This window comes from Pseudomonas sp. MB-090624, assembly GCF_003205245.1.
Taxonomy (GTDB): domain Bacteria; phylum Pseudomonadota; class Gammaproteobacteria; order Pseudomonadales; family Pseudomonadaceae; genus Aquipseudomonas; species Aquipseudomonas juntendi.
Map to the genome: position 1 here is coordinate 75,618 of NZ_QJRK01000018.1, position 26,691 is coordinate 102,308.

Here is a 26,691-nt window from a genome sequence, read left to right on the forward strand (position 1 = left end):
CGCATGCCTTCAAAACTGCACATCCAGGATCACACTGTCGGTATAGCTGGCCGCGGGCGGCGTGGCCTGGTCGGTGTAGACCTTGGCGTTGTAGTTGAACACCTGGCTGCCGGTGCCGGTACCGGCACCGGGGTTCACATCCGCATCAGTGCTCGCGCGGCGTGCCGCACCGACCGCGCCCCACCGCACCGTACCGGCACCCTTGAAAATGTCGTATGCCAGGTAATTGCTGGTGGTAGATTTCATGCGCCGCCTGCCATTGGCCACGTTCTGCCCGTCGTCCAGGCCAACCGTGTAGTTGCTGCCCTTGGTGCAGGACACACTCAGGCTCTGGCTGACCGTGGCGAACCCTGCCACCACCGGGGCACTGCCGAAGTTGATGTTGGGCGTGGTGATCTGGCAATCGTTGGTCACTGTCAGGCTCACGGTCAGGGTCTTGCTGCCTGAACCGATGTCGCGCCCAAGGCAGGCGCCGAGCAAGCCAATGCCCGAACAGTAGTCCCAGCTCCAGGCAATGGTCAGGGTTTCCTGGTACAGGCCAGCGGCGACATTGCTACCCACCTGGGTGCGCATGTACAGCGGCACCGATTTGGGGGTGGTGCCGCCGAGCAAACCCAACAGGTCGAGAATGCCGGTACGGGCGAAGTCATAGGCCACGCCGCGGGCAATCGGGTAATTGGTGGTGTTGTCGCCGTACACCGTGTAAGGAATCACATCCCCCGTCGGGCCTACCAGGCCGCTGCTGGGCGACGTGATAGTGAGATAGAAATGGTCGCTGTTGCTCAGCACGCTCAGCAGCGACCCTGTGCACTGCAACCCCGAGTTCAGGGTCGAGGCGTTCTGTGCCGTGGTGCGCACCTGCGTGGAATTGAGGCTGCCGAACGCGGCCGGCAGGGTCGCCACCGATGAGCACAACCCCCAGGCGGCCCCCATCGGCAACCACAGCAAGCTTGCCAGCAGGCCCCGCTGCCAGGCCATCATCGGCACACCAACGGCCCAAGCAATGGGATCGAACCTTGCGCTTCGGGGAAGTCGAACTCGACCTGGCAGCGCCCGCCCCCCTCCAGCGCGACCTGCAGGCGGTTGCGTGGCGACAGGTTCTCCAGGTACACCAGCCCGTCCCAACCGACCACAGCCTGGCTGCCCGATTGCTCGTGGGTCACCCGGCTGCCCAGCTTCAGCGGCTGCTGGCTGGCATCGACCAGCTCGATGCTCGCCGCCAGTACCCGTTTCAGCGGGAACTCCAGCAGGTAGCCACTGCCGCGGCGCACGGCCACACGCTGCTCCACATTCGGCGCCAGCACATCGGGCGGCAGGTCCATGGGGTCGATCTCGTACTTGCCGCGGTAGTAGCCACTGCTGTACGGCACCAGCAGGTGGCCGCTGGCATCGGTACGGCCGACCTCCTGGTTTTCATAGCGCACCGGTACATTGGCATAGCCGTCGGTACTGACCACGACGAAAGCGTCGTCGATCCGGTTGGCGGCGAACAGCCCATCCATCCATACCAGCGAACCACTGGCATCGGCCCAGCGGGTCGTTGCGCCGCTGCTGCCATATACGCCGGCCTGTAGCTGTACCGACTGCAAGCGCCAGGTCACATCGGCCTGGCGATAGGCATCGCGGTCGCTCCCCTGGGCATAGCCGAGGTTATAGCCCACGCCGCTGCCTACCGGCACGGCGCGCCCGTAATTGACCCGCTGCAGGGTTTCACCGGTGTTGCTGCGTTCCAGGCCTAGCGCCAGCGTGCCATGGGTGTCGAACGGAATCACCATTTGCGCCTGCACGGCCCACTGCCCGCCAGCGATTTCGCGGTTGGCCGACAGGTACACACTGCTGCTGCCTGACAACGGCCTGCTGTAGCTCAGGTTGATCAGCCGGGTACGCGTGCCGTCTGCAGCGCGCACGTCAAAGTAGCCGGCACCGACATTGCCGTACCTGTCAAGGTTGAGGCTGAGGCTGACCTGCTCGCTGCGTGTGCTTGCCTGTATGTCCGGGGTGTCGACCCGGCTCAGGTCGGCATAGTCGGCACGCCGTTGCAGGCGCTGGTAGCTGAAACCGAAGCGCTGGCTGTTGTATTGGTAACCCAGCGCGACCTGCTGCCCCTGATCGCCGTCGAAACGGCTCTGCGCGAGCGCGGCATTGAGCACACCGAAGTTGCCCAGCCGCAGGTTGCCACCCAGGCCACCCAGCATCAGCGAGGCAGCGGTTTCAAGGTGGGTTTCCACGGTGAACGTGTCGCTTACCCCATGGCGCAGGCTGGCGCTGGCCGCCCCCGCGCCGTAGGCAAAGTCCCGCACACCGTAGTCACGCCTCAGGCTCCCGGCCGCTATCGAATAGTCTGACAGGCCTTTTTGCAACAGGCTGCTGGTGACGTAGAACGGCAAGGTGGTGGAAACCTGCCGGCCCAGGGCATCGGTGGTGACCACCACTGCTTCGCCGGCGCCGTTGATGAACGGCACGTTGGTCAGCGTGTAGGGGCCTGGCTGCAATTCGTTGGAACTGGCCTTGTAGCCGTTGATGAACAGGTCGAGCGAGGTCGGTACCGCGGCTTCGCCGGCAAAGGCCGGCAAGGGGTAAGTGACCAGGTCCGGCCGCGCGGCGAAGTCGCGCGACAGTTGCACGCCGCCCACCCGGACCGAACGGGTCCAGGGCAGTGCCCCGGTAACGAAATCGCCGGCCTCGTAGGTCAACAGGCGCTGCTCGTCGGTGAAGCGCCAGGTGGTGTCGTAGCGCAGGAAGCCCCGCCTTGCCGGGTCGGCCTGCGCGCCATTGAACGATTGGCGCCATTGCCCGGTGCTGGCGAAGGTGCCCCAGCCGTTGAACACGCGCAGTTCGTTCCAGGCCGCCAGGTAGGTGCCGCCGTCATCGGTGTCGTTCAGGTACAGGTCGTAGTTGAACAACGCGCCGAAGCTGCTCCGCGCATCGCTGGGCGGGTACAGGTTACGATCGCCGACCTGCTGCTCGGGCAACCAGGCCGCCGGCACCTGCAGCAACAGCAGCAGGTTCCGGCTGTCGTAATCGGCGTGCAGCCCGCTCACCGCGTCGAGGGCGACCTCGCCCTGCGGGTCGCCGGGCAGTGTCACGCCCGCCGCACGCAACACGGCGCTGTCCAGGTACAACTGGCCGGCCCGCTGCTGCACCGGCACCAGCTCAGCCTTGGGCATGCGGTTCACCATCAGGTCGAGGAACAGCGTGGCGTCGGCGATGGCGGACAGCTCCGTGGGCGGCGGCGGCAGGTCGTCGGCCAGCGCCAGCGCTGGGCCAAGCACGGCCAACTGCAGGCACCCGCAGCGCAACCTTAGCGCTAGCCATTTCACACACGGTATCCAACCATTGCCGGGTCCTCCTTGGCCCCTGCGCTGCATTCTGGTGCGGGTTCACTGCCCCTGGGGTAGGGTGTCGGCCGTGGCCTGGCCGTTGACCCGGCCTTGCAGCACACTGCCTGTATTCGGCGCCACGGGTGCCGGCCAACGCATACTCGCGCCCGGCAGCACATAGCCCAGCAAACCTTCGACCAGCGCCTTGCGCTGGCCGCCCTGCTGCAGCACCACGTCGGTCAGCCGTGCATGCACCGGGCCGGTATTGCGCAGCTCCACATAAGGCTTGCCCTGCACCGTGACAGGCCGCCAGCTCAACTGGGGCTTGCCCACGCTGGCGGCGGTGCGGCGGCCCTCGGGGTCCGCCTTGCCCCACAGCCCTTCGCCGTAGACGAACAGCGGTACGGAATAGCGCATCTGCAGCCGAATGGCGGCCGTGGTGCCGGGGCCGGCCTTGTCGAGCGGGATGGCCGGCGGAATTTCGTCGATGATGATGCGATAGGCCTTTTCCTGGCCGGCAGGTGAAGGGCCGGTGCGGGTCAGGCGGATCAATTGCTTCTGCCCAGGAGGAATATTGGCCACCGGGGGGCTGCCGATGATCTCGCGCTGGGCCTGGAACTGCTCCTGGTAACGCCCTTGGTGCCAGGCAAACACCCGCACCTGCAAGTTGGCAGCCTCGGTACCGCGGTTTTCCAGCCACAGTGCGCCGGCCTTCTGGTCGGCCTCCAGCACCGGGTCGATCGGCCAGATCAACACCGAGGTGGCTGCACCAGCCGGCAGGCTGGCCAGCCACCACAACCCGATCAGCCCTCGCGCCCACTTCGCGCCTACTGCCATCAAGCTCTCCTTAGCACTGGTCATTGGCGCCGCTGGCGTTCACCAGGTCACCATCACTTGCACAACATCGGTATAAGTCCCTGCCGGCAGCTTACCGGTCAGCTGAACCCGCCCATACACCGGCAGCTTGATCGCCGTGGCGTCGCTGTAGCTCACTGTGGCGCTCTGCCCTATGCCCAACGGCTGGCTGTAGGCGGCATCCCGGTACAACTGGTAGGCCAGGACCTGGCTGCCGCTGGTGTTCTTCAGATAGCGCGTGCCGCTGGTACTGTTCTGGCCACCGCCCAGGCTCATGCTCACCGCCACACCCGGGGTGCACTGGAAGGTCACCGTGGTGCCGCCCAGTGAGGTACTGAGCACGCTGGTGGACAACGCCGACTGGGTGCCATAGTTCAGCACCCCATACTGGCTGACACCGCCCACCACCAGGCAACCGGCAGCGACCTGCGCCGCGACCGTGAAGGTGCTGGTAGTGGCCGCATCCAGTGGCGCCGCCAGTAGCGCACCAAGGCCAGCCAGGCCCACCGTCAGCCAATGGCGCATGGCTCAGAACGACAACTCGACGGCTACCGTGTCGGTGTACACCCCAGCCGGCAACCCGGCCTTGCCACGCGCCTGGCCGTACAGGTTGACGGTTTGCGCCACACCGGTACTGGTTGGCAGGGTGATGGTGCCATCGATGGCCAACACGGTGGTGCGCCCGGAGTCGGTATAGAAGTCGTAGGGCACGAAATTCCCCGCGCCGTCAGCCAGTGCACGGGTGCCGCCGGTCGATTGGCCGTCATGCGACCCTGCACGCACGCGAATCGCCGGCACCGTGCCCGCCGAGCACAGGATGCTCAGCGCGCCACCGCTACCCAGCACCTGTGCGTTGGCCGTGGTGAACAAGGCATCCTGGGTGCCGAAATCCAGCGAGCCGAAGTTCAACCCCGAGGTGCCTGAGCTGCCATTGACCTGGCAGGCCGCCGTCAAGGTCAGCGTCGAGTTGATGGTCCCGGTCACCGTGGCGGCCTGGGCCTGCGTGGCCAGGGCCAAACCCAGGCCGGCGAGGATGCAGCATGAAAGGGTCGTTCGCATCGGAGTCTCCTTGCGTGGTTACCAGTCCAGGGTCACCCGGAGGGTGTCGCGGTACAGCCCGGCTGGCAGCGCGCGCGGTTGCGCCACAACCACGCCATAGATGGGGATCGGTATCTGTTGCGTGCTGCTGATGGTGAAGGCCCGTGCCTGGCCAATGCCGTAGCGGCTGTTGCCGCCCGGGTCGAGTGCCAGTTGATAAGGAATCAGCTGGCTGCCGTTGCTGAGGCGGCGAATGCCGTCGTCGCCATGCATGCCACCATTGATGCGCACGTTGAATGCACGCACTTCGGGGGTGCAACTGATTTGCAGGCTGCCCTCGCCGCCTGCTTCATCCACCCGGCTACGCAGCGGCTGGTCCCAGTTCGGGCCCCGCTCGCCGAAGTCCAGCAAGCCCGGGTTGGCCAGGGTCGCCGGTTGCGCTTCGTTGCTGCTGATCTGGCAGGCGGCGCTGATCACCAGCCGCGCCTGAATGAAGCCAGTGGCGCTGCCATGCGCTGCACCGCCTGGTACCAGTAAAGGCCCCAGGGTCAACAGCAGGATCGAGGTGCGGTTCATGGCTGCGCGTCCTTGTGCATGGCAGCATCCTCACCAAGTGACCGTGACTTTCAACAGGTCGGCGTACAGGCCGGCTTTCGGCACCCAGGCCAGCGTGTCGATTCGCGCATACAGCGGCAATTCGGCCGAGCCGCTATCGGGCACCCGGGCCGCCTGCGCAACGTTCACTGGCAGTGGCTCGCGCCAGGCCGCGTCGCGATAGAGCCGATAAGGAATAGGCCGGCCCGGGGCGTCGTCGCTGGCCAGGTAACGCACGTCGCCAGTGCCGCCGTGCTGGCCGCCGTCGACCTGTACTTGATAAGGCGTGTCGGGGTTGCACTCAAGGCGCGGGGGGCGCTGGCTCAGCAACACCCCGGCCAGCGGTGCCGCCGGGCCATCCAGCCGCGGCGCAGCACCCAGGTCGATTCGCCCAGCAGCCTGCGCGCCCGCGTCGCGGGCCTGGGTGACCAGAATGCAGCCGCGCTGCACCAGTACCCGCACCTCCACCAGGAAGTCTGCCGCTGCCCCAGCGTTGCTCAGTAACAGGCCAAACAACCCGGCCAGTAAGCGCTCCTTCACCTTGTTGTCCTTATCGCTCTATGCTCAGTTGAGCCTAGCAGCAAGGCACGGCGCCAAAAGCTGCAACCGACCGTTTTTTGGTATTAGCAACAAAGCGATAGCGTTCGATGAAAAAAAACCTGCAAGGGGCAGAACCCATCGTGATTCACAGACCTCAAATGGCCAGAAGCCGGCGAATGGGCCGATATTCTGATAAGGTGTACCTCCATCATCCTGCCTCAAACTCGTGCGGCAAGCATGGACCGACAAGACAGGAGCTTTCAATTGATGACTGCAGATAGCACGCTCGCCCAAGCCGTGGAGCGTTGCGCTCAGGAACCGATCCAGGTGCCCGGCAGCGTCCAGCCCCACGGTTTCCTGCTGGTCGTCGACGAAGCCGACTTGCGGGTACTCCAGGCCAGTGAAAACGTCGAACAGTGGCTGGGCAAGCCGGCCAGGGAGCTTATCGGTTGCCATTTCGCCGAGCTGGTCAGTGGCGGGTTCGACTTGCGCATGCACCTTTCGCGGTTACCCGAAGACGAAGTATTCCCCTTTCACATTGGTGATGTGCACCTGTGCGAAGGGGCACCGCACACCGCCGCCTTGCACCTGCTGGCCCACCGTCACGATCAGGTGCTGATCGCCGAACTCGAACCACCGCGGCTGCCGTCCGACCTCACCGGGCAAGGCGATTACTACCCGCTGGTGCGCAACTTCGTCAGCACCCTGCACCTGGCCGGCAGCCTTGAAGAGCTGCTGCAGCAAACGGTGGTTCAACTCAAGCGCATCACCGGTTTTGGCCGGATCAAGGCTTACCGCTTCGATGCAGAAGGCAATGGCCAGGTTCTGGCAGAGGTCGCCGACCCGGGCTACCCAAGCTACCTGGGGTTGTGCTTTCCGGCCTCGGACATCCCGCGCCAGGCGCGCGAACTGTACAGGGTCAACCGTATCCGTGTGATCGAGGACGCCAACTACCAGCCTTCGCCGCTGCTGCCGGCAGCCAACCCGCGTACCGGCAAGGCGCTGGACATGAGCTTTGCGACACTGCGCAGCGTTTCACCGGTGCACCTGCAATACATGCGCAACATGGGTACCCTGGCGTCGATGTCCCTGTCGATCGTGGCCGATGGCGAGTTGTGGGGGCTGATCTCTTGCCACCATCAGCAACCCAGGCCTGTAGATTTGCGTACGCGCACCGCCTGCGAGCTACTGGCCAGCGTGCTGTCGTTGCAGGTCGAATCCCGCGAGTCACATGCCAGCACCAGCAAGGTCCTGGAACTGCGCCAGCACATTGTCCGCATGATTTCGTCCATGGCCGACCATGACAGCGTCAGCGATGGCCTGCGCGAGGTGCCCGAAGTCCTGTTGGCCTTTGCCGACGCCCAGGGCGCCGCGGTGATCTCGGCAGAGCGCTGCCACCTGTTCGGCCAGACGCCACCCACCGCCCAGGTCACGGCGCTGGTGCACTGGCTGAGCCAACGTGGCGACGAACATGTATTTTGCACCGACAACGTGCGCCGCGACATCGACGAGTTGCCCGAGCTGGCAGACCATGCCGGTGGCGTTCTGGCCGTCGCGATTTCGCAGATCCATTCGCACTACCTGCTGTGGTTCCGCCCCGAACAGGTACGCACGGTGAATTGGGCAGGCCAGCCGACCAAGCAGGTGGGGCCGCAGGGCAACCTCGACCCGCGGCACAGTTTCGAGCGCTGGCAGGAGCGACTGCATGGCTACTGCGCACCTTGGGAGCCACTGGTGGTCGAGGGCGTACAGGAGCTGCGCACCGCAGTGCTTGGCATTGTGCTGCGCAAGGCCGAAGAGTTGGCACAGCTGGCCGGTGAACTGCGCCGTTCCAACAAGGAACTCGAGGCGTTTTCGTACAGCGTTTCCCACGACCTGCGCGCGCCGCTGCGGCACATTGCCGGCTATACCGAGCTGCTCGGCGAAATCGAGGGCGCAGGGTTGAGCGAGCGTGGCCAGCGCTTCCTGCAGCACATCGGTGAAGCCGCCAATTTCGCCGGCAGCCTGGTGGACAACCTGCTCAACTTCTCGCAAATGGGCCGCTCTGCCCTGCGCATGTCCGATGTCGACCTGAACGCCCTGGTCGAGGCTATCCGCAGCGAACTGGCGCCCGATTACCAAGGCCGCGAGATCATCTGGGACATCGCGCCACTGCCGAAGGTGATCGGGGACCCGGCATTCATCAACCTGGCATTGCACAACCTGATCGCCAATGCCATCAAGTACACCCGCGGTCGTGAGCCCGCGCGCATTTCGATCAGCGCCGAGCAACACCCGGACGAAACCGAAATCTGTATCCGCGATAACGGCGTGGGCTTCGACATGGCCTACGCCAACAAGCTTTTCGGGGTATTCCAGCGCCTGCACCGCATGGAAGAGTTCGAAGGCACAGGGATTGGCCTGGCAAGCGTGCGCCGTATCATCGAGCGCCATGATGGCCGTGTCTGGGCCGAGGGCCAGATCGACCATGGCGCCAGTTTCCACTTTTCTCTACCGCGCCAACCCGCGACTACCCGAGGCACCTGAACAATCATGCTCAAACCCATCCTGCTGGTCGAAGACAATCCACGAGACCTGGAGTTGACGCTTTTGGCTCTGGAGCGTAGCCAGTTGGCCAACGAGGTCATCGTCCTGCGCGACGGTGCCGAGGCGCTGGACTACCTGTTGCGCCGCAACGCCTATGCCGATCGTGATGACGGCAACCCTGCTGTAATGCTGCTGGACCTGAAGCTACCCAAAGTCGACGGCCTGGAGGTGCTCAAGGAAGTGCGCGCCACTGCCGAGCTGCGTAGTATCCCCACGGTCATGCTGACCTCGTCCCGCGAAGAGCCCGACCTGCTGCGCGCCTACGAGCTAGGGGTGAACGCGTATGTGGTCAAACCCGTGGAATTCAAGGAATTCGTCGCCGCCATTTCCGACCTGGGCATCTTCTGGGCCGTACTGAATGAACCACCACCTGGCTCGCTGCGGCTGAACCGTCGCGGTAGCAATTGAGGCCGCCGCAACGATGCCGCAAACGCCGTTGAAACTACTGATGGTCGAAGACAGCTCGATGGACGCCGAGCTGACCTTGATGCGCCTGGAGCGCAGCGGGCTGCATGTGCAATCGCATCTGGTATTCGACCATACGGGGGTCGAGCATGCCCTGAAGCAGGACCACTACGACCTGATCCTTTGCGACTGCGTGCTGCCGGGCTCGTCCGGCACCGAGGTGCTGGCCATCGCCCAGCGCCTGGCTGCCGATACCCCGTTCATTTTTCTCTCCGGGATCTACGGCGAAGAGCATGCCGTGGAAATGATCCGCCTGGGCGCTACCGACTATGTGCTGAAGAAGAACCTGCCGCTACTGCCCAAGGCGGTACGCCGGGCAATGACCGAAGTGCAGGAGCGCCAGCGCCGGCGCCGCGCCGAGGAGGCACTGGTCGATGTCGAGGCGCGGGCGCGCATCGCCATCGACGCCGCAGGCATGGGCACCTGGGACCTGCGCCCGCAAGATGGCTCGTTGATATGGGACGAGCGCTGCAAGACCCTGTTCGGCCTGCCCGCCAGCATGGAAATGACCATGCAGGTGTTCTACGACGGCATCTACCCAGACGACCTTGCGCTGGTGCGCAATGCCGTCGAATACGCCATGCTGCCCGAAAGCGGTGGCCAATACCGGGTGGAATTTCGCACTGCCCAACCCAGTGGCCAGGAGCCGCGCTGGTTGCTCAGCAGTGGCCAGAGCCAGTTCGTGAACGGCCAGTGCGTGCGCTTTTCCGGCGTGCTGCAAGACATCAACACCCAGCGCCTGGCCACCCAGGCACTGCGCCAGCTCAACGAGATGCTGGGCGAGCGGGTGGAACGCCGTACCCGTGAACGCGACCGCGCCTGGGAGCTGTCACAGGATCTGCTGGCAGTGCTGAACAAGGACCTCACCCCGGTGGCGCTGAACCCCGCCTGGGAAGCCAGCCTGGGCTTTTCCCGCGAGCGCCTGAGCCAGTCGTCGCTGTTGCACCTGTTGCCCGACAGCGATCAGGAACTGCTGTTGACCGAACTGGCCGCGCTCGCGCACGGCCGTACCAGCGTGCGTTTCGTTGGCCGCATCCTTCACGCCAGTGGCCAGCAACGCTGGCTGTCGTGGGTCGTGGTCCCCGAAGACACCCTGCTTTACGTGGTCGCCCGGGACATCACCAGCGAGCGCGAAACCGCGCTGGGCCTGGCCGAAGCCAATGCCCGCCGCGCGAGCAGATCGATGAGCGCGAGCGCATCGAGGCCGCCTTGCAGCAGATGCAACGCCTGGAAGCGGTCGGCCAGCTGACTGCCGGCGTGGCGCACGACTTCAACAACCTGCTGACCGTGATCCTCACCGGTGCCAGTTTCCTTGAGCGCGATCTGACCCGGGGCGACCTGGACAAAGCCCGGTCGCGCCTCAAGCATGTTCGCGAAGCGGGTGAGCGCGGTGCCAAGTTGACCTCGCAATTGCTCGCCTTCTCCCGTCGCCAGCGCCTGGAACCGGTACCGCTGAACCTCAACCGCACCCTGGCGGGCCTTGAGGAACTATTACGCCGCACCTTGGGCGGCAATATCTCGGTGCGCCTGGACCTGGACCCAAGCCTGTGGCAGGCGCTGACCGACCCGACCCAGACTGAAATGATCATTCTCAACCTGGCCATCAATGCCCGCGATGCCATGCCCGATGGCGGCCAGTTGATCCTGGCGACCCACAACACCTGCATCGACAACCCCCCACAGCGCCCGGAAGACCCTGAGCGAGGCGAATACGTGATGCTGAGCATTCGCGACACCGGGTGCGGCATGAGCGAAGAGGTGGTGGCCAAGGTGTTCGAGCCGTTCTTCACCACCAAGGATATCGGCAAGGGTTCAGGGCTTGGGCTGGCCCAGGTCTTTGGTTTCGCCAAACAGTCCGGTGGTGGTGTGCGCATCGACACCAAGCCAGGGCGTGGTACCGAGGTGGCGGTATACCTGCCAGCAGTGAAAGACCGCGCGGTCAGTGAACCGGCAGCTGCCGTGCTCAGCCTTTCGATCAACGATAGCGGCCGTAACCGGACCGTACTGCTGGTGGACGATGACCACCTGGTACGTGACATGCTCGGCGATGTACTGCGCCAGTACGGCTACCAGGTGCGCCAGGCGCACAGCGGCGAACAGGCACTGGCGTTGCTGGATGACGAGATCGACTTGCTGCTGACCGATTTCGCCATGCCGGAATTCAACGGTGGGCAACTGGCCTTGGCGGCCCGCGAACGGCGCCCGCACTTGCCGGTGGTGTTTCTTACCGGCTATGCGGAGTTGCAAGGGTTGGAATTGCCGGGCAGCCTGGTGATGCAGAAACCGGTGCAAGCCGATGAACTGGCGCGGGTGCTCAACGAGATGCTGGGCGGCCTGGCAGTGCGCCAGGGCTGACCAATGGCTGGGCCGCTTTGCGGCCCTGGGCCAACGCAACGCTGCGGCCACAGTGAGTGTGGCATTTCGCACGCGCAGAAACGACAAAACCCGACGCTCATCAGAATAAGCACCGGGCAAGTTACGTTTGGAACTGGGAAATGGCAGGGGCGGCTGGATTCGAACCAACGCATGGCAGGATCAAAACCTGCTGCCTTACCGCTTGGCGACGCCCCTGTATCGGATGCAGCGTGAGCTGCTCTGACAATTCCAAGTGAGTGACAACTGCGTGTTGTCTTGGAATGCGCGGCACTTTAACAACAAAGTTTCGGTCTGTGAACCCCCTGATGAAAAAAAATTGCCAAAAAACAGCGGCTTAGTCATTTCTGCCGCCGCCGCCTACCATCCGTCGTTTTCTTCTCGCTTCGCTTCAACACATTCGCGTTCCTCCCTTCAAATCAGATAACCCATCTGCATTGACCAAGGAGGAACCCATGCCTGTCTCTCACGACCTTTACCAGGACCTGCACTACCCACGCGAGATCGTTCAACAACGTCGCCAGGCCGACAAGGCACTGGATCGCTTGCTGGATGAGTACGTCGATATCGACAACCAGGTACTGGCCGCCGAGGCCATCTCGGCAGGCAATTTCGTCGACGAGGACCTGCGCCACCTGAAAGAGCGCCGCCTGGCGGTGAAGTACATGATCGAGCGCCAGCTGGAACGCAAGGCATAGCCCAGCGACAGCCGTGGCGGCGACACCTATCGCGAGAAGTGATGATTGCCGCGCAATTTCTCTATTGGTCAAAATCGCCGCCCTCGGGCAAGCTGCACACTGCCCCGTCAATGCCCAAGGAGCTGTGCTTTTGCCTGCCTGGATCCCTACCCCGCTGCGCCAACTTGGCCAACGCCTGCGCGGCGCTGCCGCGCATCAGAGCGAACTGCTCACCTGGTTCGAAGACAAGGCGCACAGCCGCGGTTATCAGCTCAGCGATGGCCAGCGCCGGGTGATCCACTGCATGGCCAGGCAATTGGCACAATTGGAGCAAGGCCAGCCGCGTAGCCTGTACCTGTACGGCTCGGTCGGCCGGGGCAAAAGCTGGCTGCTCGACGGCTTCTATCAGGCCGTACCGGTCGAAGCCAAGAAGCGCCTGCACTTTCATGATTTTTTTGCCCGCCTGCACCAAGGCATGCATCGCCACCGGGCGCTGGACGACGCACTGGGCGCGACCCTGGACGAGCTGATAGGCGATTGCCGGGTGCTGTGTTTCGATGAATTCCATGTACATGACATTGGCGATGCCATGCTGCTCACCCGGCTGTTCAATGCCTTGTTCAGCCGCGGGGTGTTTTTGCTGGTGACGTCCAACTACGCGCCTGAGGGGCTGCTGCCCAACCCCCTGTACCATGAGCGTTTCCTGCCAGTGATCCGCCTGATCAACAGCTCGATGGAGGTCCTGGAAGTCGGTGGCGATACCGACTTTCGCAGCCTGCCGGCCAACCGCGAGCAGCAGCGGTTCACCCAGGGGCATTATGTATGGCCCGGCACTGCCGCGCAGCGCCAGGCGTTGCAGGTACCCGCGCCACGGCCAGTGCAGCTGGACGTGAACAAGCGCCCACTGCGCGCCCTTGCGGTGGAGGGCCGGCGCGTGGTGCTCGGCTTCGACGACCTGTGCGAAAAGGCCACGGCGGTGATCGACTACCTGGTGCTGGCCGAGCAGTACGACGAATGGGTCATCGATGGGCTGGAGGACCTGGCGGACTGCTCCCTGGCGGCGCAACAACGTTTCGTCAACCTGGTGGATGTGCTGTACGACCAGGACAGGCAGGTGACGGTGATCGGCAAACGACCACTGGAAGAAAGCCTGGGTGGGCCGCTTGCCGACCTGATGCGCACCCGCAGCCGCCTGGGGCAGCTGCAGGTGGTCGGGCCGCAGGGCTACACCGCCCTGGGCAGATCAGCCAGCAGCACCTCGATTTCCCCCAACACTGCCGGGTCGTCCAGGGTCGAAGGCGGGACGTAGTCCTGCCCATCGGCAATCTTGCGCAACACCGCCCGCAGGATCTTCCCGGAGCGGGTCTTGGGCAGGCGCTTCACCAGCCGCACTCGGTTGAAGCACGCCAATGGGCCTATTTCCTCGCGCACGCAGCCCACCAGGTCGACCAGCAACTGCGCCTCGGCAATGCCCTCGCCGTCCTTGAGCACCACCAGCGCCAACGGCACCTGGCCCTTTATTTCGTCATGCACGCCAATCACCGCGCACTCGGCCACCGCCGGGTGGCGCGCCACCAGGTCTTCCATTTCCCCCGTGGAAAGCCGATGCCCGGATACGTTGATCACATCATCGGTGCGCCCCATGATGTAAACGAAGCCATCATCGTCCAGGTAGCCGCCATCGCCCGTGTGGTAGTAGCCAGGGTAGCTGTGCAGATAGGCCTGCAGGTAACGTGCGTGGTCGCCCCACAGCGTCTGGCTGCAACCGGGCGGCAATGGTAGGGCGATCACGATCGAGCCCTGCTGGTGGGGGCCCAGCAGGCGCCCTTCGTCGTCCAGCACACGTACGTGATAGCCGGGCACGGCGCGGTTGCTCGAACCCGGCCGTGCCGCGCTGCCCTCCAGCCCTACGCAGGGCGCGGTGACTGGCCAGCCGGTCTCGGTCTGCCACCAATGGTCGTGCACAGGCTTGCCACTCACCTGCTCCAGCCACTGATGGGTGCTCGAGTCGAGCTTTTCACCCGCCAGGAATACGTGGCGCAGCGAGCTGAGGTCATGGTTGCGCACCCGCTCGCCCTGCGGGTCCTCCTTGCGAATGGCACGCATGGCCGTGGGCGCACAGAACAGCGCATTGACCCGAAACTGCTCGACCACCCGCCAGTAGGCAGCGGCGTCTGGCGTGCGAATCGGCTTGCCCTCGTAGAATATCGTGGTGCAGCCGCTCATCAACGGCCCGTAGACGATCAGCGAGTGCCCCACCACCCAGCCCACATCGGAAATGCCCCACCACACATCACCGGCTTGCATGCCGTAGATATGGCGCATGGCGTAACACAGTGCCACCGCGTTGCCGCCGTTTTCGCGGACGATGCCCTTGGGTTTGCCCGTGGTGCCCGAGGTGTACATGATGTACAGCGGGTCACCGGCATCCAGCGCCACCGGCTCAACCGGCTTGGCAGTTTGCACCGCCACCTGCCAATCCAGGTCGCGCCCTGGCAGCAGATCGGCCTTCATCTGCGGCCGCTGCAGCACCAGCACCGAGCGCGGCTGGTGCCTGGCCAGTTGCAGCGCACGGTCGACCAGTGGCTTGTAGGGGATCACCTTGTCGAACTCCAGCCCGCAGGAAGCCGTCAGCAGCAGCGCCGGCCGCGCGTCATCGATGCGCAGGGCCAGCTCGTTGGCGGCGAAGCCACCGAACACCACCGAGTGCACCGCCCCAATCCGCGCACAGGCCAGCATGGCCATGGCCGCCTGCGGCACCATGGGCATGTAGATGATCACGCCGTCGCCTTTGTTAACGCCCAGTTCACGCAGCAAGCCGGCCAGGCGCGCCACCTCGTCGCGTAACTGCAGGTAGGTGTAGGTTTGCTGCACGCCAGTCACCGGCGAATCGTAGATCAGCGCCAATTGCTCGCCGCGGCCCTGCTCGATCTGGTGATCGAGGGCCAGATAGCAGCTATTGAGCCGGCCATCGGCGAACCAGCGGTGGGTGCCATCGGCGTTCTTTTGCAAGACCTGGGCAGGTTTTTGATACCAGGCCAGGTGAGCGGCCTGTTCCGCCCAGAAAGCGGCAGGGTCGGAGATGGACTGGGCGTAGCTGTGCTGGTAGCTCATATCGAAAGGAACCCGATTTTGTTGTTATTGAAGGGCGAACCTGAAGTATGGCCTGCACCGCCCGCCTCGCCAGGCGACTAAAGTCACAACCGACCTGCAAATTTGCATAACGCGCCAATGCGCCCTATTTCGGTGCAAAACCCCTAGAATAGGCCCCCCTCAAGCCACCGAGCAGCCCATGGATATCGAACAGGCCCGTACCTTTCTGGAGATCGTGCGTTGCGGCAGCCTGGTCGCTGCCGCCGAGCGCCTGTTCGTTTCGCAAACGGCGATCACCGCCCGGGTGCAGCGCCTTGAACAGCAGTTGGGTTGCCAGTTGTTCGTGCGCAGCCGCAGTGGCGCCAGCTTGACCTGCGATGGCGAAGCTTTCGTCAGTTATGCCAACCAGCTGGTGCAGACCTGGGAGGCGGCGCGCCGTGACCTGCCGCTGCCCGAGGGCTGCCAGCAGGTGCTGCATGTAGGCGGTGAAGTGAGCCTGGGCAACCCGATGATGCTCGATTGGGTCAGCGCCCTGCATCGCGAACTGCCCAGCCACGCGATCCGCAGCGAGGTCAGCGACGGCGAGGCGCTGCTGCGCAAGGTCGAGATGGGCCTGCTGGACGCTGCGCTGGTCTACCAGCCAACCTATGGCCCGGGTTTGCAGGTCGAGCAGTTGATGGAAGAAAAGCTGATCCGCGTGCGCCGGGTCGATCGGCCCGAGCCGTATATCTACATCGACTGGGGCCAGGCCTTCCGCCGCCAGCATGACGCGGCCTTGCCCGACTGCGCGCGCCCGGCGCTGAGCTTCAACCTCGGGCCACTGGCGCTGCAGTTCATTCTCGACCAAGGCGGTAGTGGCTACTTCCGCACACGGGTGGTCCAGGCCTACCTCGACAGTGGGGTTTTCGAGCGAGTCCCGCACGCGCCGGAATTCACTTACCCAACCTATCTGGTCTACCCGCGCAAACGCGACAGCGAAGCCCTGCAACAGGCATTCAGCGTGCTGCGCCGGCTGGTGGCCGCCGGCGCAAGCGACTGGTCACAACGCTGGGACCCTGTTCTCTGAAACCTGTTGGGCCTTGCTGAGCAACTGGCGCTTGAGGCCGGCGATCAGATCGGTCTGGGTGATCACCCCCACCAGGCGCCCATCGTCGAGCACCGGCAGGCAATGCAGGCCTTGTTCGCACAGCAGCGGCAGCAGGCGCTCCAGCGGGTGCTGGCTGCTGACGCTGACCACTGGCTGCATCATCACCTGGGCCAGGCGCACGGGCGGGCGGCCAAACAGTCCGCGCCAGGTGAAACGGCCACGCTGCATGGCCGGGCCAACCAGATCGCTGAGGCTGACAATGCCCACCAGTTTGCCGTGCTGCAGCACCGGCAGTGTTTTCAGATGATGGCTGGCCAGCATGGCCCAGGCCTGCTCCAACGTCGTGTCGGGGCTGGCGAATTGCACATCGCGAGACATCACTGACGCCGCGGTGATGCCGCCCAGGCTGCGCTGCAAGGCATGCTGCTCGGTGGCCAGGATAATGCGCTCCAGTTCGTCCCGGGTGACGTCCACGAACTCGCCCAGCTCTTCGAGGGCATGGTCCAGGTCTTCGCTGCGCACGCCAACGCGCTCGGTAGGCAGTGGGTCATGGGTATGGTGCAGGTCCTTGCGGATTACCGCGCCTTTGGGGTAGCGCACGCCCGTCAGGCGGTTGTAGAGCACTGCCACCGTTACCAGGATCAGTGCATTGAGCAACACCGGTTGCAACAGGTGGTCGCCCAGGGCGGTCAGGCCCGGGTCGGCCAGTACCGCACTCACGGCCACCCCGCCACCCGGGGGGTGCAGGCAGCGCAGCAGGCACATGACCAGGATCGAGATCCCCAGCGCCACGGCGGCTACCCACAACTCGGGGCCGAACCCCTGGCGCATGGCCAGGCCAACAGCGCCTGCCAGGGCGTAACTGCCCAGCACCGGCCAAGGCTGGGCCAACGGGCCGGAGTGCACCGCGAACACCAGCACCGCCGACGCGGCCAACGGGCCGAGCAAGTGCAGAGCAATGCCCGGGCCGTAGGCCATGCTGGTCAGCCAGCCGGCGAGGAACAAGCCAAGCAGTGCGCCAATACCGGCACGCAACCATTCTTTGGGGGGGATATTCAGGGCGGGCGGCAATAACCGCAGCAGACGACTTTCGGAACGCGAGACAGGCATTTGAACTATCGGGTCGTGTTTTTTTCGGTTTGAAAAGAAAGCCCAGGGCAGCTGCCTGGGCCTGGTATTGCGCAGGCAATATCACAAGGGGCTCCGTCCATGGAGAGATGGAAACCGCACGGTTTCGTGAAGGCATTGTGCCGAGCGCGGCGCGATTGGGCCAATTCAAAAAAATGCGCCTGTACTGCAATTTTTTTGCAGTGCCTATCGGCAAAGCAGGCCGCCGCAGCCGCAGGCGCGGCTCGGGACCACTAGGCCTTGCGCGGCAGGTTCAGGCTCACCCGCAGCCCGCCCAACGGGCTTTGCTGCAACGCCAACTGCCCTCCCCAGGCCTCCACGATGTCACGCACGATGCCCAAGCCCAGGCCGTGCCCGTCCACCTGCTCGTCCAGCCGCGACCCGCGCCCCAGCACCTGCTGGCGCTGCCCCTCGGGAATGCCCGGCCCATCATCATCGACCCACAGCCGATACCCTTCGGCATCCGCCTCGGCCCCCAGGCGCACTTCGCTGTCAGCCCATTTGCAGGCGTTGTCCAGCAGGTTGCCCAGCAGCTCCAGAACGTCTTCCCGGTCCCATGGCAGTGACAGCCCGGGCGGCACATCACTGGCCAGCAGCAAACCTTCGCCATGGATCATGCCCAGGGTTTCGAGCAGGCCGGGCAACTCGGCATCGCAATCGAACTGCGCGCCTGGCAGGGCGTCGCCGGCCAGGCGCGCCCGGTTCAACTCACGGGCCAGGCGTTGCTGGATCTGCTCCAGTTGCTCACGCATCTGCGCGCTGACTTGCGGCAAATCCTTGAGGCGCTCGCTCGACGCCAGGCTGAGCAGCACCGCCAGCGGTGTTTTCAGCGCATGGCCAAGGTTGCCCAGGGCATTGCGGGAACGGCGCAGGCTGTCTTCGGTGTGGCTGAGCAAATGGTTGATCTGCCCCACCAACGGGGCCAGCTCGCTGGGGACTTCGGCATCCAGTTGCGAACGCTGCCCCTGCTGCAGCTGGGCGATCTGCTGGCGTGCCCGCTCCAGCGGCCGCAACGAGCGGGTGACGGTGATGCGCTGCAACACCAGCACCAGGATCAGCGCCACCAGGCCCATGCCCAGGCCGATCTGTTGCAGGCGCCGGAACCCCTGGCGTACCGGGGAATAGTCCTGGGCCACGCTGATGGAAATATCCTGCCCCAGGCGCCGGTAGTCGGCACGCAGTGCCAACAGGTGCTGCCCTTCCGGCCGCAGCTCATGGCTGTCGGAAAGCCCTGGGGCCGCCGGTTTGGGCATATCCAGGTCCCACAATGAACGAGAACGCCAGGTGCCCTGGTCGAAGTCGATACGGAAGTAGTAGCCGGAAAACGGCCGCTGGTAAGCCGCCGAGATACGCCGCTCGTCCAGCTGCAGGCCGGACGGACCCCGCACCAGGGCCACCAGCAGGTTCTCGCTTTCCTTGCGCAGGCCGTTTTCCAGGTAGCGTTGCAGGCCGGCTTCGAACAACCACAGGGTCAGTTGTGCCAGCACCACGCCTACCACCACCAGCACAGCGACCAGGCCCAGGCTCAAACGCGCCTGGATCGACTTCACTCGGCGCTCCCGGCGTAGATGTAACCTTGCCCACGACGGGTTTCGATCACGCTGCGCCCCAGCTTGCGGCGCAAGTGATTGACGTGCACCTCCAATACATTGGAGTCACGCTCGGTTTCACCGTCGTACAGGTGTTCGGCCAAGTGGCTTTTGGACAGGATCTGCTGCGGGTGCAGCATGAAGTAGCGCAGCAAGCGAAACTCGGCAGCGGTCAGCTGGATATCTACACCGTCGCGGCTCACGCATTGGCGGCCTTCATCCAGATGCAAGCCGGCGGCTTCCAGCCTGGGCTGGTTGGCCAGGCCGCGGGCACGGCGCAACAGCGCCTGTATGCGCAACTGCAACTCCTCGGGGTGAAACGGCTTGCTCAGGTAGTCATCGGCCCCTGCCTTCAACCCTTCGATACGCTCGGCCCAAGAGCCGCGCGCGGTCAGGATCAGCACCGGCGTGGCCAACGCAGCGGCACGCCACTGGGCGAGCACCTCCAGGCCCGGCATGCCCGGCAAGCCGAGGTCGAGGATGATCAGGTCATAAGGCTCGCTCTGGCCCTGGTACACCGCGTCACGGCCATCGGCCAGCCAGTCCACGGCATAGCCCTGGCGTTGCAAGCCGGCAATCAGCTCATCGGCCAGCGGTACGTTGTCCTCGACAAGCAACAGGCGCATTCAGTCGTCTTCCTCATCTTTGAGCAGGGCGCCGGTGCTGGCGTCAAGCTTGATTTCGCGAACCACGCCAGCAGGCGTCAGCAGCTCCACCTCATATTCGTAGCGATCATCGTCCTCTTCCAGTTCGGCTTCCAGCAAACGCGCCCCGGGGTAACGCCCCAGGGCGGTTTCCAGCAACTGTTCGAGTGGCAGGATGACGCCCTTTTGCCGCAGTTTCAGGGCTTCATCCTGGTCGAGGTCGCGGGCGGCTGCCAGCGAGCACACGGCCAGCAGCGCCAGCGCCAGGTAGCGCGCTGGCCGTGGTAAGCGACGCATCAGTTGTCTCGCTCGTCCTTCACCACTTCACCGGTCTTGGCATCCAGTGCCACGTCCCATTCCACGTTCTGGGTATCGCGCAGCTCGACTTTGTAGATGTAACGGCCGTACTCGTCTTCCAGCTCGGAATCGGTAACGGTGGCGCCGGGGTGCTTGGCCATGGCAGTGGCCTTGAGTTCGTCCAGCGACTTGATTGTCTTGGTGTTTACCAGTTTGACCACTTCGTCGGGCTGCACATCCTTGGCGAAAGCGGCATTGGCGCCCAGGGCAAGGGCGGCGGCGGTGAACAGGGCAGTCAAGGTTTTCATCGTGCTTCTCTCCTGAGAGCTGTACAAGTTGTCTACGGGGTTAAGATTACCCGGCGGTCCTTAATTCAACCTGAAAGCAACGGGCGGCATGATAGCGCAGCCTGCGGGGCCGTGTGATGTTCCACCGCGCCGTTGCATCGGCACGCAGTATTCGCTTCACCGAACCTTATAATCACCGGCTCGATACCCAGGAGATCCGTCATGAGCGCCATCCACATCAAATACCCTGCGCTCACGTTCAAGGCGGGCCAACGTGCCCTGCAGCACATCCGCGAGCGTGGGCTACAGGCGGCCGATGTGGGTGTGCTGCCAGGCGCAGCGGGCGGGCCGAAGCCACTCGGCATCCAAGGCCTGGACCTGGCCCTGTTCGGTGAGTGGCTACCGTCGGCACCGCGCCAACGCGCGCTGATCGGCGCCTCGATCGGCGCCTGGCGGTTCGCCAGTGCCTGCCTGCAAGACCCGGTGGCCGGCATCCGCCGGCTTGGCGAACTGTATACCGAGCAAGACTTCGCCAAAGGGGTAACACCGGCCGAAATCAGCCGCAGTTGCGCAACAATGCTCGATGACCTGCTGCAGGGCCGCGACGCCCAGTTGCTGGCCAACCCGCACTATCGCCTGAACATTCTGGTGGTGAAAAGCCACGGTCAGCTCGCCCACGACCAGCGTGCCCGCCTGGGCCTCGGCCTGGGCTCGGTGGTCGCCAGCAATCTATTGGGCCGGGCACGCCTGGCGCGCCACTTCGAACGCATCATCCTGCATGACGGGCGTAGCGCGCCGCCGCTCGATGCCTTGACCGACTTCCCTTCGCGCTGCCTGCCGCTGGACCTGGCCAACCTGCGCCAGGCCCTGCTCGCCTCGGGCTCGATCCCGATGGTCATGCAGGGGGTGAAGGATATTCCTGGAGCGGGCGCCGGTACTTACCGCGACGGCGGCTTGCTCGATTACCACCTCGACCTGCCTTACCACGGCGACGACCTGGTGCTGTACCCGCACTTCACCGACAAGGTCATACCCGGCTGGTTCGACAAGGCGCTGCCCTGGCGCAAGGGCGATGCCAGGCGACTGCAGAACGTGTTGCTGATGACGCCCTCACCGCACTATCTGGCCGCCCTGCCCTTCGGCAAGTTGCCAGACCGCAACGACTTCAAGCGTTTCATGGGCGATGCCGCGGGGCGCAAACGCTATTGGTACAAGGCCATTGCCGAAAGCCAGCGGCTGGGCGACGAATTGCTGGAACTGATCGCCACCGGGCGGCTGCATGAACGCCTGCAAGCCTTGTAGCGGTCATGCTGTTAAACTGCGCGCATTATTGATTCACTCAGAGTTCTGACAGCGTGGAAATCTTCAAGGAATTTACATTCGAATCGGCCCACCGGCTGCCCCACGTGCCTGCCGGGCACAAATGCGGCCGCCTGCACGGCCACTCGTTCAAGGTCGGCCTGCACCTGACCGGCCCGCTGGACCCGCACACCGGCTGGATCCGTGACTTCGCCGAGGTGAAGGCCATTTTCAAGCCGATCTACGAGCAGCTCGACCACAATTACCTGAACGACATCCCCGGCCTGGAAAACCCTACCAGCGAGGTAATCGCCAAGTGGATCTGGGATCAGGTCAAGCCGCTGCTGCCGGAGCTGTCCAAAGTCCGCATCCACGAGACCTGCACCAGCGGGTGCGAATACTACGGCGACTGAAACACCGCCAGGGTCAGGCGGCCCCTATGCTCAGCACCTGCAAATGCAGGTAGCCTGCTTCACCTTGCACCTCGCTGAGGTAGGGAAAGCCGTCCTCGACCAGCCGCCTGACCGTCTTGCCATGCAGGCTAACCAGGCTCACGTCGCTGACCGCATCGCCTTCGGCAAGCTGCTCTGGCGCCAGGCCATCGAGGCGCCAGAGCATGGTGCCGGCAGCCAGGGCGTCATGGCCAACTGTCTGCGCGGCCGAGTACAGGGCCAGATAGCCGTTGCGGCTGACATCCAGGCGGTGACCGAGCCGCCGCCAGTGCGGATGGCTGTCTTCGTCACCCACGGCGCGGATCTCGAAGTCGTACTCACCATCGGTCTCGTAGCAGCCGAACCAGAACAGCGTGCGGAATTTGCGCCGTGAGATCACATACGCCGGTGCCACCGTGTCGGTGTAATGGTCTTCACCGGCGTGCAGCCAGCCACCACTGGTAAAGGGCGAATCGCCATTACCTGTGTCACCGATGGGCACGCCTTGAACCTGCCCTTGCGTGCTCAAGCGTGGCTGCCAGTACAGCCTGGCAGTGAAGCTTTTCTGAGGTTGGAATTGGTAGTGGGACATGCCGTCGAGCCCTCTTCACTGGCGGAAAAGGAAGACAGTAGTGAGTACTGTTGCCCGCTTGCAGCCGGAACCCGCTCCCAGGCCATGCAAACAAGGCGTGAACGCGGCGAAGGCGCTGATGCCAGCGCTTAGCCCAGCGAGCTGGCGAGAAACGCAGGGGCGATGTAACGCTGGTAGTGCGCTTCGGACAAAAGGAAGAATTCGCGGTCGATGGCATCGCGCAACTGCGGCAGTTCCCAATCGCGGAATTCCGGCAGCAGTACCATGCCGTAGGCTTCCAGATCACGGATCATCCGCGCACCGCGGGCGATCAGCTGGTACGCCCAGCAATATTCCGACTGCTGGTCGACGAAGCGGATGGAGCGCTGCTCCAGTTGCTGGCGCAACAGGCTTTTGTCGAACACCTCGAGCTTGGCCATCATGACCTGCACCAGCAACTGCTCAAGGCGCAGCCACACAGCGCGCTTTTGCGCGTCATCGTAGCCGTTCCAGTGGATCACTTCGTGGTGGAAGCGCTTGCAGCCGCGGCAAACCGTATCCCCATACACCGTGGAGCACAGGCCGACGCAAGGGGTCTTGATGGAGTTGTTGGACATGAAAAACAACAGCATGGCGGTGGAACACGCGCCCATGTTAGCCCTTTGTCTAACCAGGGTCACTCGTTAAAGTGATGTTCTGCGCCTTACCTTCGGGCTTTTTTTGCCGTAGAATCATCCCGCCTTTTCACAGGCAACAATGTCCGTAGGAAGCTGTTTTCAAAGCGTCACGAGCACAGTTGATCCGGTAGAACGGCGTTGGCCCGGGCCATGCATCCCTCGCATGCCCGCGCCAGCCCTCATCAGCACCCCGTTCTGCAGGCGTAAAACTTTGAAAGCAGCTTCCGTAAGGATTCTTTGCGACCCTGGCCGGGCGGCTCAAAAAGCCGTGGCGGCGCATGGGTGCATTGAATGCTGGATGAGCGTCCCGGACCCCCTTTAGGGACCACTGATGAGGGAAATAACTGTGCTTGAAGCCTACCGCAAACACATCGAAGAGCGCGCCGCCCTGGGCATCGTGCCCCAGCCGCTGAACGCCGAACAAACCGCAGGCCTGGTCGAGCTGCTGAAAAACCCGCCGGCCGGCGAAGAAGCCTTCCTCGTAGAACTGATCACCCACCGTGTACCGCCAGGGGTCGACGAAGCTGCCTATGTCAAGGCTGCTTTCCTCTCTGCCGTCGCCAAGGGCGAAACCCAATCGCCGCTGATCGACCGCAAGCACGCCACCGAACTGCTGGGCACCATGCAGGGCGGCTACAACATCGAAACGCTGGTCGCGCTGCTGGATGACGCCGAACTGGGCGCCGTCGCGGCCGAACAGCTCAAGCACACCTTGCTGATGTTCGATGCCTTCCACGATGTGGCCGAAAAAGCCAAGGCTGGCAACGCCAATGCCAAGGCCGTGCTGGAATCCTGGGCTGCCGGCGAGTGGTTCACCTCGCGCCCGGCCATCGCCGACAAGTACACCCTGAGCGTGTTCAAGGTGCCTGGCGAGACCAACACCGACGACCTGTCCCCTGCACCCGATGCCTGGTCGCGCCCTGACATCCCGCTGCACGCCCTGGCCATGCTGAAAATGGCCCGTGACGGCATCGAGCCGCAGCAGCCGGGTTCGGTAGGCCCACTCGCCCAGATCGAAGCGGTCAAGGCCCAAGGCTACCCGGTTGCCTATGTCGGTGACGTGGTCGGTACCGGTTCCTCGCGTAAATCCGCCACCAACTCGGTGCTGTGGTTCTTCGGCGACGACATCCCGTACGTGCCGAACAAGCGCGCCGGTGGTTTCTGCTTCGGCACCAAGATCGCCCCGATCTTCTACAACACTATGGAAGACGCCGGCGCCCTGCCGATCGAGTTCGACTGCACCAACCTGGCCATGGGCGACGTGATCGACGTCTACCCGTTCAAAGGTGAAGTGCGCCGCCATGGCAGCGACGAGCTGGTCACCACCTTCGCCCTGAAAACCGAAGTGCTGCTGGATGAAGTGCGCGCTGGCGGCCGTATCCCGCTGATCGTCGGCCGTGGCCTGACCGAAAAAGCCCGTGCCGAACTGGGCCAAGGCCCATCCGAGCTGTTCAAGAAGCCGGAGCAGCCAGCCGACAGCGGCAAGGGCTTCACCCTGGCCCAGAAAATGGTCGGCCGTGCGTGTGGCCTGCCTGAAGGCCAGGGCGTGCGCCCAGGTGCCTACTGCGAACCGAAGATGACCACCGTCGGCTCCCAGGACACCACCGGCCCGATGACCCGTGACGAGCTGAAAGACCTGGCTTGCCTGGGCTTCTCCGCTGACCTGGTGATGCAGTCGTTCTGCCACACCGCGGCTTATCCGAAGCCGATCGACGTCACCACCCACCACACCCTGCCAGATTTCATCCGCACCCGTGGCGGCGTGTCGCTGCGCCCAGGCGACGGCATCATCCACAGCTGGCTGAACCGCATGCTGATGCCCGACACCGTGGGTACTGGCGGCGACTCGCACACCCGCTTCCCGATCGGCATCTCGTTCCCGGCCGGTTCCGGCCTGGTTGCGTTCGCCGCGGCCACCGGCGTCATGCCGCTGGACATGCCAGAGTCGATCCTGGTGCGCTTCAAGGGCAAGCTGCAGCCTGGCATCACCCTGCGTGACCTGGTCCATGCCATCCCTTACTACGCCATCAAGCAAGGCCTGCTGACCGTCGAGAAAAAAGGCAAGAAAAACGCCTTCTCCGGCCGCATCCTGGAAATTGAAGGCCTGGACGAACTGACTGTCGAACAAGCCTTCGAGCTGTCCGACGCTTCGGCCGAGCGCTCGGCTGCCGGCTGCACCATCAAGCTGCCGGAAAAGGCCATCGCCGAGTACCTGAAGTCCAACATCACCCTGCTGCGCTGGATGATCGGCGAAGGTTACGGCGACGCCCGTACCCTCGAGCGCCGCGCCCAGGCCATGGAAGCCTGGCTGGCCAAGCCTGAGCTGCTGTCGGCCGACGCCGATGCCGAGTACGCCGAAATCATCGAGATCGACCTGGCCGACGTCAAAGAGCCTGTGCTCTGCGCGCCGAACGACCCAGACGACGCGCGCCTGCTGTCCTCGGTTCAGGGCGAGAAAATCGACGAAGTGTTCATCGGTTCGTGCATGACCAACATCGGCCACTTCCGCGCTGCCGGCAAGCTGCTGGAGAAGGTCAAGGGCGGTATTCCGACCCGTCTGTGGCTGGCCCCGCCAACCAAGATGGACGCACACCAGCTGACCGAAGAAGGCTACTACGGCATCTACGGCAAGGCCGGTGCACGCATGGAAATGCCAGGCTGCTCGCTGTGCATGGGTAACCAGGCACGTGTGCAGACCGGTTCGACCGTGGTCTCCACCTCGACCCGTAACTTCCCGAACCGCCTGGGCGACGCCACCAACGTGTACCTGGCGTCGGCCGAGCTGGCTGCCGTGGCTTCGATCATCGGCAAGCTGCCGACCGTCGAAGAGTACATGCAGTACGCCAAAGACATCGACAGCATGGCTGCCGACGTCTACCGCTACCTGAGCTTCGACCAGATCGCCGAGTTCCGCGAAGCGGCTGCCAACGCCAAGATCCCGGTGGTACAGGCGTAAGCTGAGCGGCAAGTTGTAAGCTGCAAGCTACAAGAAGAAGCCCTGGCAGAAATGCCGGGGCTTTTTTGTTGTGCGCCAGGCATGGCGCGTTGCGCGTTAGCGCAACCCGTTTGGTTGCGGTAGCCGAGCGGGTGACTTGGAGGTGAAAGTCCTCTACACACCCGGCAAGGGGAAGTGTTAGCCA

General features: G+C 64.0%; 22 protein-coding genes, 1 tRNA gene and 2 pseudogenes. 9 read left to right on the top strand and 16 right to left on the bottom strand.

Features of this window, described 5'->3' with window-relative positions; genetic code table 11:
* Window positions 1-9: 9 nt before the first annotated feature.
* From DMX12_RS12070 to DMX12_RS12100, 7 genes are all read right to left on the bottom strand, one after another.
* A complete protein-coding gene (locus DMX12_RS12070) occupies window positions 10-981 on the bottom strand; it encodes a spore coat U domain-containing protein (protein ID WP_110677751.1) in 972 nt (323 codons plus the stop codon).
* Complete coding sequence (locus DMX12_RS12075; protein ID WP_197879453.1) at window positions 978-3,272, bottom strand: fimbria/pilus outer membrane usher protein; 2,295 nt, start codon at window positions 3,270-3,272, stop codon at window positions 978-980. Before DMX12_RS12075 ends, DMX12_RS12070 begins: the two co-directional genes overlap by 4 nt.
* A gap of 108 nt (window positions 3,273-3,380) precedes the next feature.
* A complete protein-coding gene (locus tag DMX12_RS12080) occupies window positions 3,381-4,157 on the bottom strand; it encodes a molecular chaperone (RefSeq protein ID WP_110677755.1) in 777 nt (258 codons plus the stop codon).
* A gap of 39 nt (window positions 4,158-4,196) precedes the next feature.
* On the bottom strand, window positions 4,197-4,700 hold the full coding sequence (locus DMX12_RS12085) for a spore coat U domain-containing protein (protein WP_009685919.1): 504 nt from the start codon (window positions 4,698-4,700) through the stop codon (window positions 4,197-4,199).
* Between the two features lie 3 nt (window positions 4,701-4,703).
* Window positions 4,704-5,234 carry a spore coat U domain-containing protein gene (locus tag DMX12_RS12090; RefSeq protein WP_110677757.1) on the bottom strand — a complete coding sequence of 177 codons (531 nt, stop codon included), beginning with the start codon at window positions 5,232-5,234 and terminating at the stop codon, window positions 4,704-4,706.
* Between the two features lie 18 nt (window positions 5,235-5,252).
* Window positions 5,253-5,789 (bottom strand): spore coat U domain-containing protein, encoded by a 537-nt coding sequence (locus DMX12_RS12095; protein WP_054913375.1) that lies wholly within the window; start codon window positions 5,787-5,789, stop codon window positions 5,253-5,255.
* 30 nt (window positions 5,790-5,819) lie between these two features.
* Entirely contained in the window at window positions 5,820-6,347 is a 528-nt protein-coding gene (locus DMX12_RS12100) for a spore coat U domain-containing protein (protein WP_110677759.1), read from the bottom strand.
* A 267-nt stretch (window positions 6,348-6,614) separates the two neighbouring features.
* On the opposite strand from DMX12_RS12100, the gene DMX12_RS12105 reads away from it, so the two are divergent.
* The 3 genes and pseudogenes from DMX12_RS12105 to DMX12_RS12115 all read left to right on the top strand — a co-directional run bounded on the left by DMX12_RS12105 (window position 6,615) and on the right by DMX12_RS12115 (window position 11,753).
* Window positions 6,615-8,873, top strand: a complete 2,259-nt coding sequence (locus DMX12_RS12105; RefSeq protein WP_110677761.1) for an ATP-binding protein — start codon at window positions 6,615-6,617, stop codon at window positions 8,871-8,873.
* Window positions 8,874-8,879: 6 nt separating this feature from the next.
* Entirely contained in the window at window positions 8,880-9,341 is a 462-nt protein-coding gene (locus DMX12_RS12110) for a response regulator (protein ID WP_009685925.1), read from the top strand.
* Between the two features lie 13 nt (window positions 9,342-9,354).
* A pseudogene (locus DMX12_RS12115) lies at window positions 9,355-11,753 on the top strand (response regulator).
* A 141-nt stretch (window positions 11,754-11,894) separates the two neighbouring features.
* On the opposite strand, the gene DMX12_RS12120 reads toward DMX12_RS12115, so the two are convergent.
* Window positions 11,895-11,969: transfer RNA gene (locus DMX12_RS12120), tRNA-Gln, on the bottom strand.
* A gap of 257 nt (window positions 11,970-12,226) precedes the next feature.
* Between DMX12_RS12120 and DMX12_RS12125 the strand changes: the two genes are divergently transcribed.
* Entirely contained in the window at window positions 12,227-12,469 is a 243-nt protein-coding gene (locus DMX12_RS12125) for a DUF465 domain-containing protein (RefSeq protein ID WP_009685928.1), read from the top strand.
* 130 nt (window positions 12,470-12,599) lie between these two features.
* Window positions 12,600-13,667: pseudogene (gene zapE, locus DMX12_RS12130) on the top strand (cell division protein ZapE); the annotation flags it as partial.
* Window positions 13,668-13,672: 5 nt separating this feature from the next.
* Here the strand turns inward: zapE and DMX12_RS12135 are convergent.
* Window positions 13,673-15,562 (bottom strand): propionyl-CoA synthetase, encoded by a 1,890-nt coding sequence (locus DMX12_RS12135; RefSeq protein WP_110677763.1) that lies wholly within the window; start codon window positions 15,560-15,562, stop codon window positions 13,673-13,675.
* Between the two features lie 178 nt (window positions 15,563-15,740).
* Between DMX12_RS12135 and DMX12_RS12140 the strand changes: the two genes are divergently transcribed.
* Window positions 15,741-16,607 (top strand): LysR family transcriptional regulator, encoded by an 867-nt coding sequence (locus DMX12_RS12140; RefSeq protein WP_009685932.1) that lies wholly within the window; start codon window positions 15,741-15,743, stop codon window positions 16,605-16,607.
* Here the strand turns inward: DMX12_RS12140 and DMX12_RS12145 are convergent.
* The 5 genes from DMX12_RS12145 to DMX12_RS12165 all read right to left on the bottom strand — a co-directional run bounded on the left by DMX12_RS12145 (window position 16,581) and on the right by DMX12_RS12165 (window position 20,594).
* Window positions 16,581-17,738, bottom strand: coding sequence for an HPP family protein (locus DMX12_RS12145; RefSeq protein ID WP_110677765.1), 1,158 nt, complete (start codon window positions 17,736-17,738; stop codon window positions 16,581-16,583). The genes DMX12_RS12140 and DMX12_RS12145 overlap by 27 nt on opposite strands.
* 251 nt (window positions 17,739-17,989) lie before the next feature.
* Window positions 17,990-19,306: a sensor histidine kinase gene (locus DMX12_RS12150; RefSeq protein WP_009685935.1), complete on the bottom strand. Its 1,317-nt coding sequence runs from the start codon at window positions 19,304-19,306 to the stop codon at window positions 17,990-17,992.
* Window positions 19,303-19,971: a response regulator transcription factor gene (locus tag DMX12_RS12155; protein ID WP_009685936.1), complete on the bottom strand. Its 669-nt coding sequence runs from the start codon at window positions 19,969-19,971 to the stop codon at window positions 19,303-19,305. Before DMX12_RS12155 ends, DMX12_RS12150 begins: the two co-directional genes overlap by 4 nt.
* Window positions 19,972-20,286, bottom strand: coding sequence for a PepSY domain-containing protein (locus DMX12_RS12160; protein ID WP_009685937.1), 315 nt, complete (start codon window positions 20,284-20,286; stop codon window positions 19,972-19,974).
* Entirely contained in the window at window positions 20,286-20,594 is a 309-nt protein-coding gene (locus DMX12_RS12165; RefSeq protein ID WP_110677767.1) for a PepSY domain-containing protein, read from the bottom strand. Before DMX12_RS12165 ends, DMX12_RS12160 begins: the two co-directional genes overlap by 1 nt.
* Before the next feature lie 201 nt (window positions 20,595-20,795).
* Between DMX12_RS12165 and DMX12_RS12170 the strand changes: the two genes are divergently transcribed.
* Window positions 20,796-21,875, top strand: coding sequence for a patatin-like phospholipase family protein (locus DMX12_RS12170; RefSeq protein ID WP_110677769.1), 1,080 nt, complete (start codon window positions 20,796-20,798; stop codon window positions 21,873-21,875).
* 53 nt (window positions 21,876-21,928) lie between these two features.
* Window positions 21,929-22,285: a 6-carboxytetrahydropterin synthase QueD gene (gene queD, locus DMX12_RS12175; RefSeq protein WP_009685940.1), complete on the top strand. Its 357-nt coding sequence runs from the start codon at window positions 21,929-21,931 to the stop codon at window positions 22,283-22,285.
* Window positions 22,286-22,298: 13 nt separating this feature from the next.
* On the opposite strand, the gene DMX12_RS12180 is transcribed toward queD, so the two are convergent.
* Window positions 22,299-22,895 carry a hypothetical protein gene (locus tag DMX12_RS12180; protein ID WP_110677771.1) on the bottom strand — a complete coding sequence of 199 codons (597 nt, stop codon included), beginning with the start codon at window positions 22,893-22,895 and terminating at the stop codon, window positions 22,299-22,301.
* Between the two features lie 128 nt (window positions 22,896-23,023).
* Complete coding sequence (locus DMX12_RS12185) at window positions 23,024-23,491, bottom strand: DUF1289 domain-containing protein (RefSeq protein ID WP_161892253.1); 468 nt, start codon at window positions 23,489-23,491, stop codon at window positions 23,024-23,026.
* Window positions 23,492-23,897: 406 nt separating this feature from the next.
* On the opposite strand from DMX12_RS12185, the gene acnB reads away from it, so the two are divergent.
* Complete coding sequence (acnB, locus tag DMX12_RS12190; protein WP_029888008.1) at window positions 23,898-26,507, top strand: bifunctional aconitate hydratase 2/2-methylisocitrate dehydratase; 2,610 nt, start codon at window positions 23,898-23,900, stop codon at window positions 26,505-26,507.
* The last annotated feature ends 184 nt before the right edge of the window (window positions 26,508-26,691 follow it).

What these genes read in the sequence shown, in the direction of transcription:
- DMX12_RS12165 (WP_110677767.1), bottom strand. Translation starts at nt 20,594, where the DNA reads ATGAAAACCTTGACTGCCCTGTTCACCGCCGCCGCCCTTGCCCTGGGC.
- DMX12_RS12090 (WP_110677757.1), bottom strand. Translation starts at nt 5,234, where the DNA reads ATGCGAACGACCCTTTCATGCTGCATCCTCGCCGGCCTGGGTTTGGCC.
- DMX12_RS12155 (WP_009685936.1), bottom strand. Translation starts at nt 19,971, where the DNA reads ATGCGCCTGTTGCTTGTCGAGGACAACGTACCGCTGGCCGATGAGCTG.
- DMX12_RS12160 (WP_009685937.1), bottom strand. Translation starts at nt 20,286, where the DNA reads ATGCGTCGCTTACCACGGCCAGCGCGCTACCTGGCGCTGGCGCTGCTG.
- DMX12_RS12135 (WP_110677763.1), bottom strand. Translation starts at nt 15,562, where the DNA reads ATGAGCTACCAGCACAGCTACGCCCAGTCCATCTCCGACCCTGCCGCT.
- DMX12_RS12085 (WP_009685919.1), bottom strand. Translation starts at nt 4,700, where the DNA reads ATGCGCCATTGGCTGACGGTGGGCCTGGCTGGCCTTGGTGCGCTACTG.
- DMX12_RS12125 (WP_009685928.1), top strand. Translation starts at nt 12,227, where the DNA reads ATGCCTGTCTCTCACGACCTTTACCAGGACCTGCACTACCCACGCGAG.
- DMX12_RS12070 (WP_110677751.1), bottom strand. Translation starts at nt 981, where the DNA reads ATGATGGCCTGGCAGCGGGGCCTGCTGGCAAGCTTGCTGTGGTTGCCG.
- DMX12_RS12095 (WP_054913375.1), bottom strand. Translation starts at nt 5,789, where the DNA reads ATGAACCGCACCTCGATCCTGCTGTTGACCCTGGGGCCTTTACTGGTA.
- DMX12_RS12140 (WP_009685932.1), top strand. Translation starts at nt 15,741, where the DNA reads ATGGATATCGAACAGGCCCGTACCTTTCTGGAGATCGTGCGTTGCGGC.
- DMX12_RS12105 (WP_110677761.1), top strand. Translation starts at nt 6,615, where the DNA reads ATGACTGCAGATAGCACGCTCGCCCAAGCCGTGGAGCGTTGCGCTCAG.
- DMX12_RS12185 (WP_161892253.1), bottom strand. Translation starts at nt 23,491, where the DNA reads ATGTCCAACAACTCCATCAAGACCCCTTGCGTCGGCCTGTGCTCCACG.
- DMX12_RS12145 (WP_110677765.1), bottom strand. Translation starts at nt 17,738, where the DNA reads ATGCCTGTCTCGCGTTCCGAAAGTCGTCTGCTGCGGTTATTGCCGCCC.
- DMX12_RS12170 (WP_110677769.1), top strand. Translation starts at nt 20,796, where the DNA reads ATGAGCGCCATCCACATCAAATACCCTGCGCTCACGTTCAAGGCGGGC.
- DMX12_RS12080 (WP_110677755.1), bottom strand. Translation starts at nt 4,157, where the DNA reads ATGGCAGTAGGCGCGAAGTGGGCGCGAGGGCTGATCGGGTTGTGGTGG.
- DMX12_RS12110 (WP_009685925.1), top strand. Translation starts at nt 8,880, where the DNA reads ATGCTCAAACCCATCCTGCTGGTCGAAGACAATCCACGAGACCTGGAG.
- DMX12_RS12180 (WP_110677771.1), bottom strand. Translation starts at nt 22,895, where the DNA reads ATGTCCCACTACCAATTCCAACCTCAGAAAAGCTTCACTGCCAGGCTG.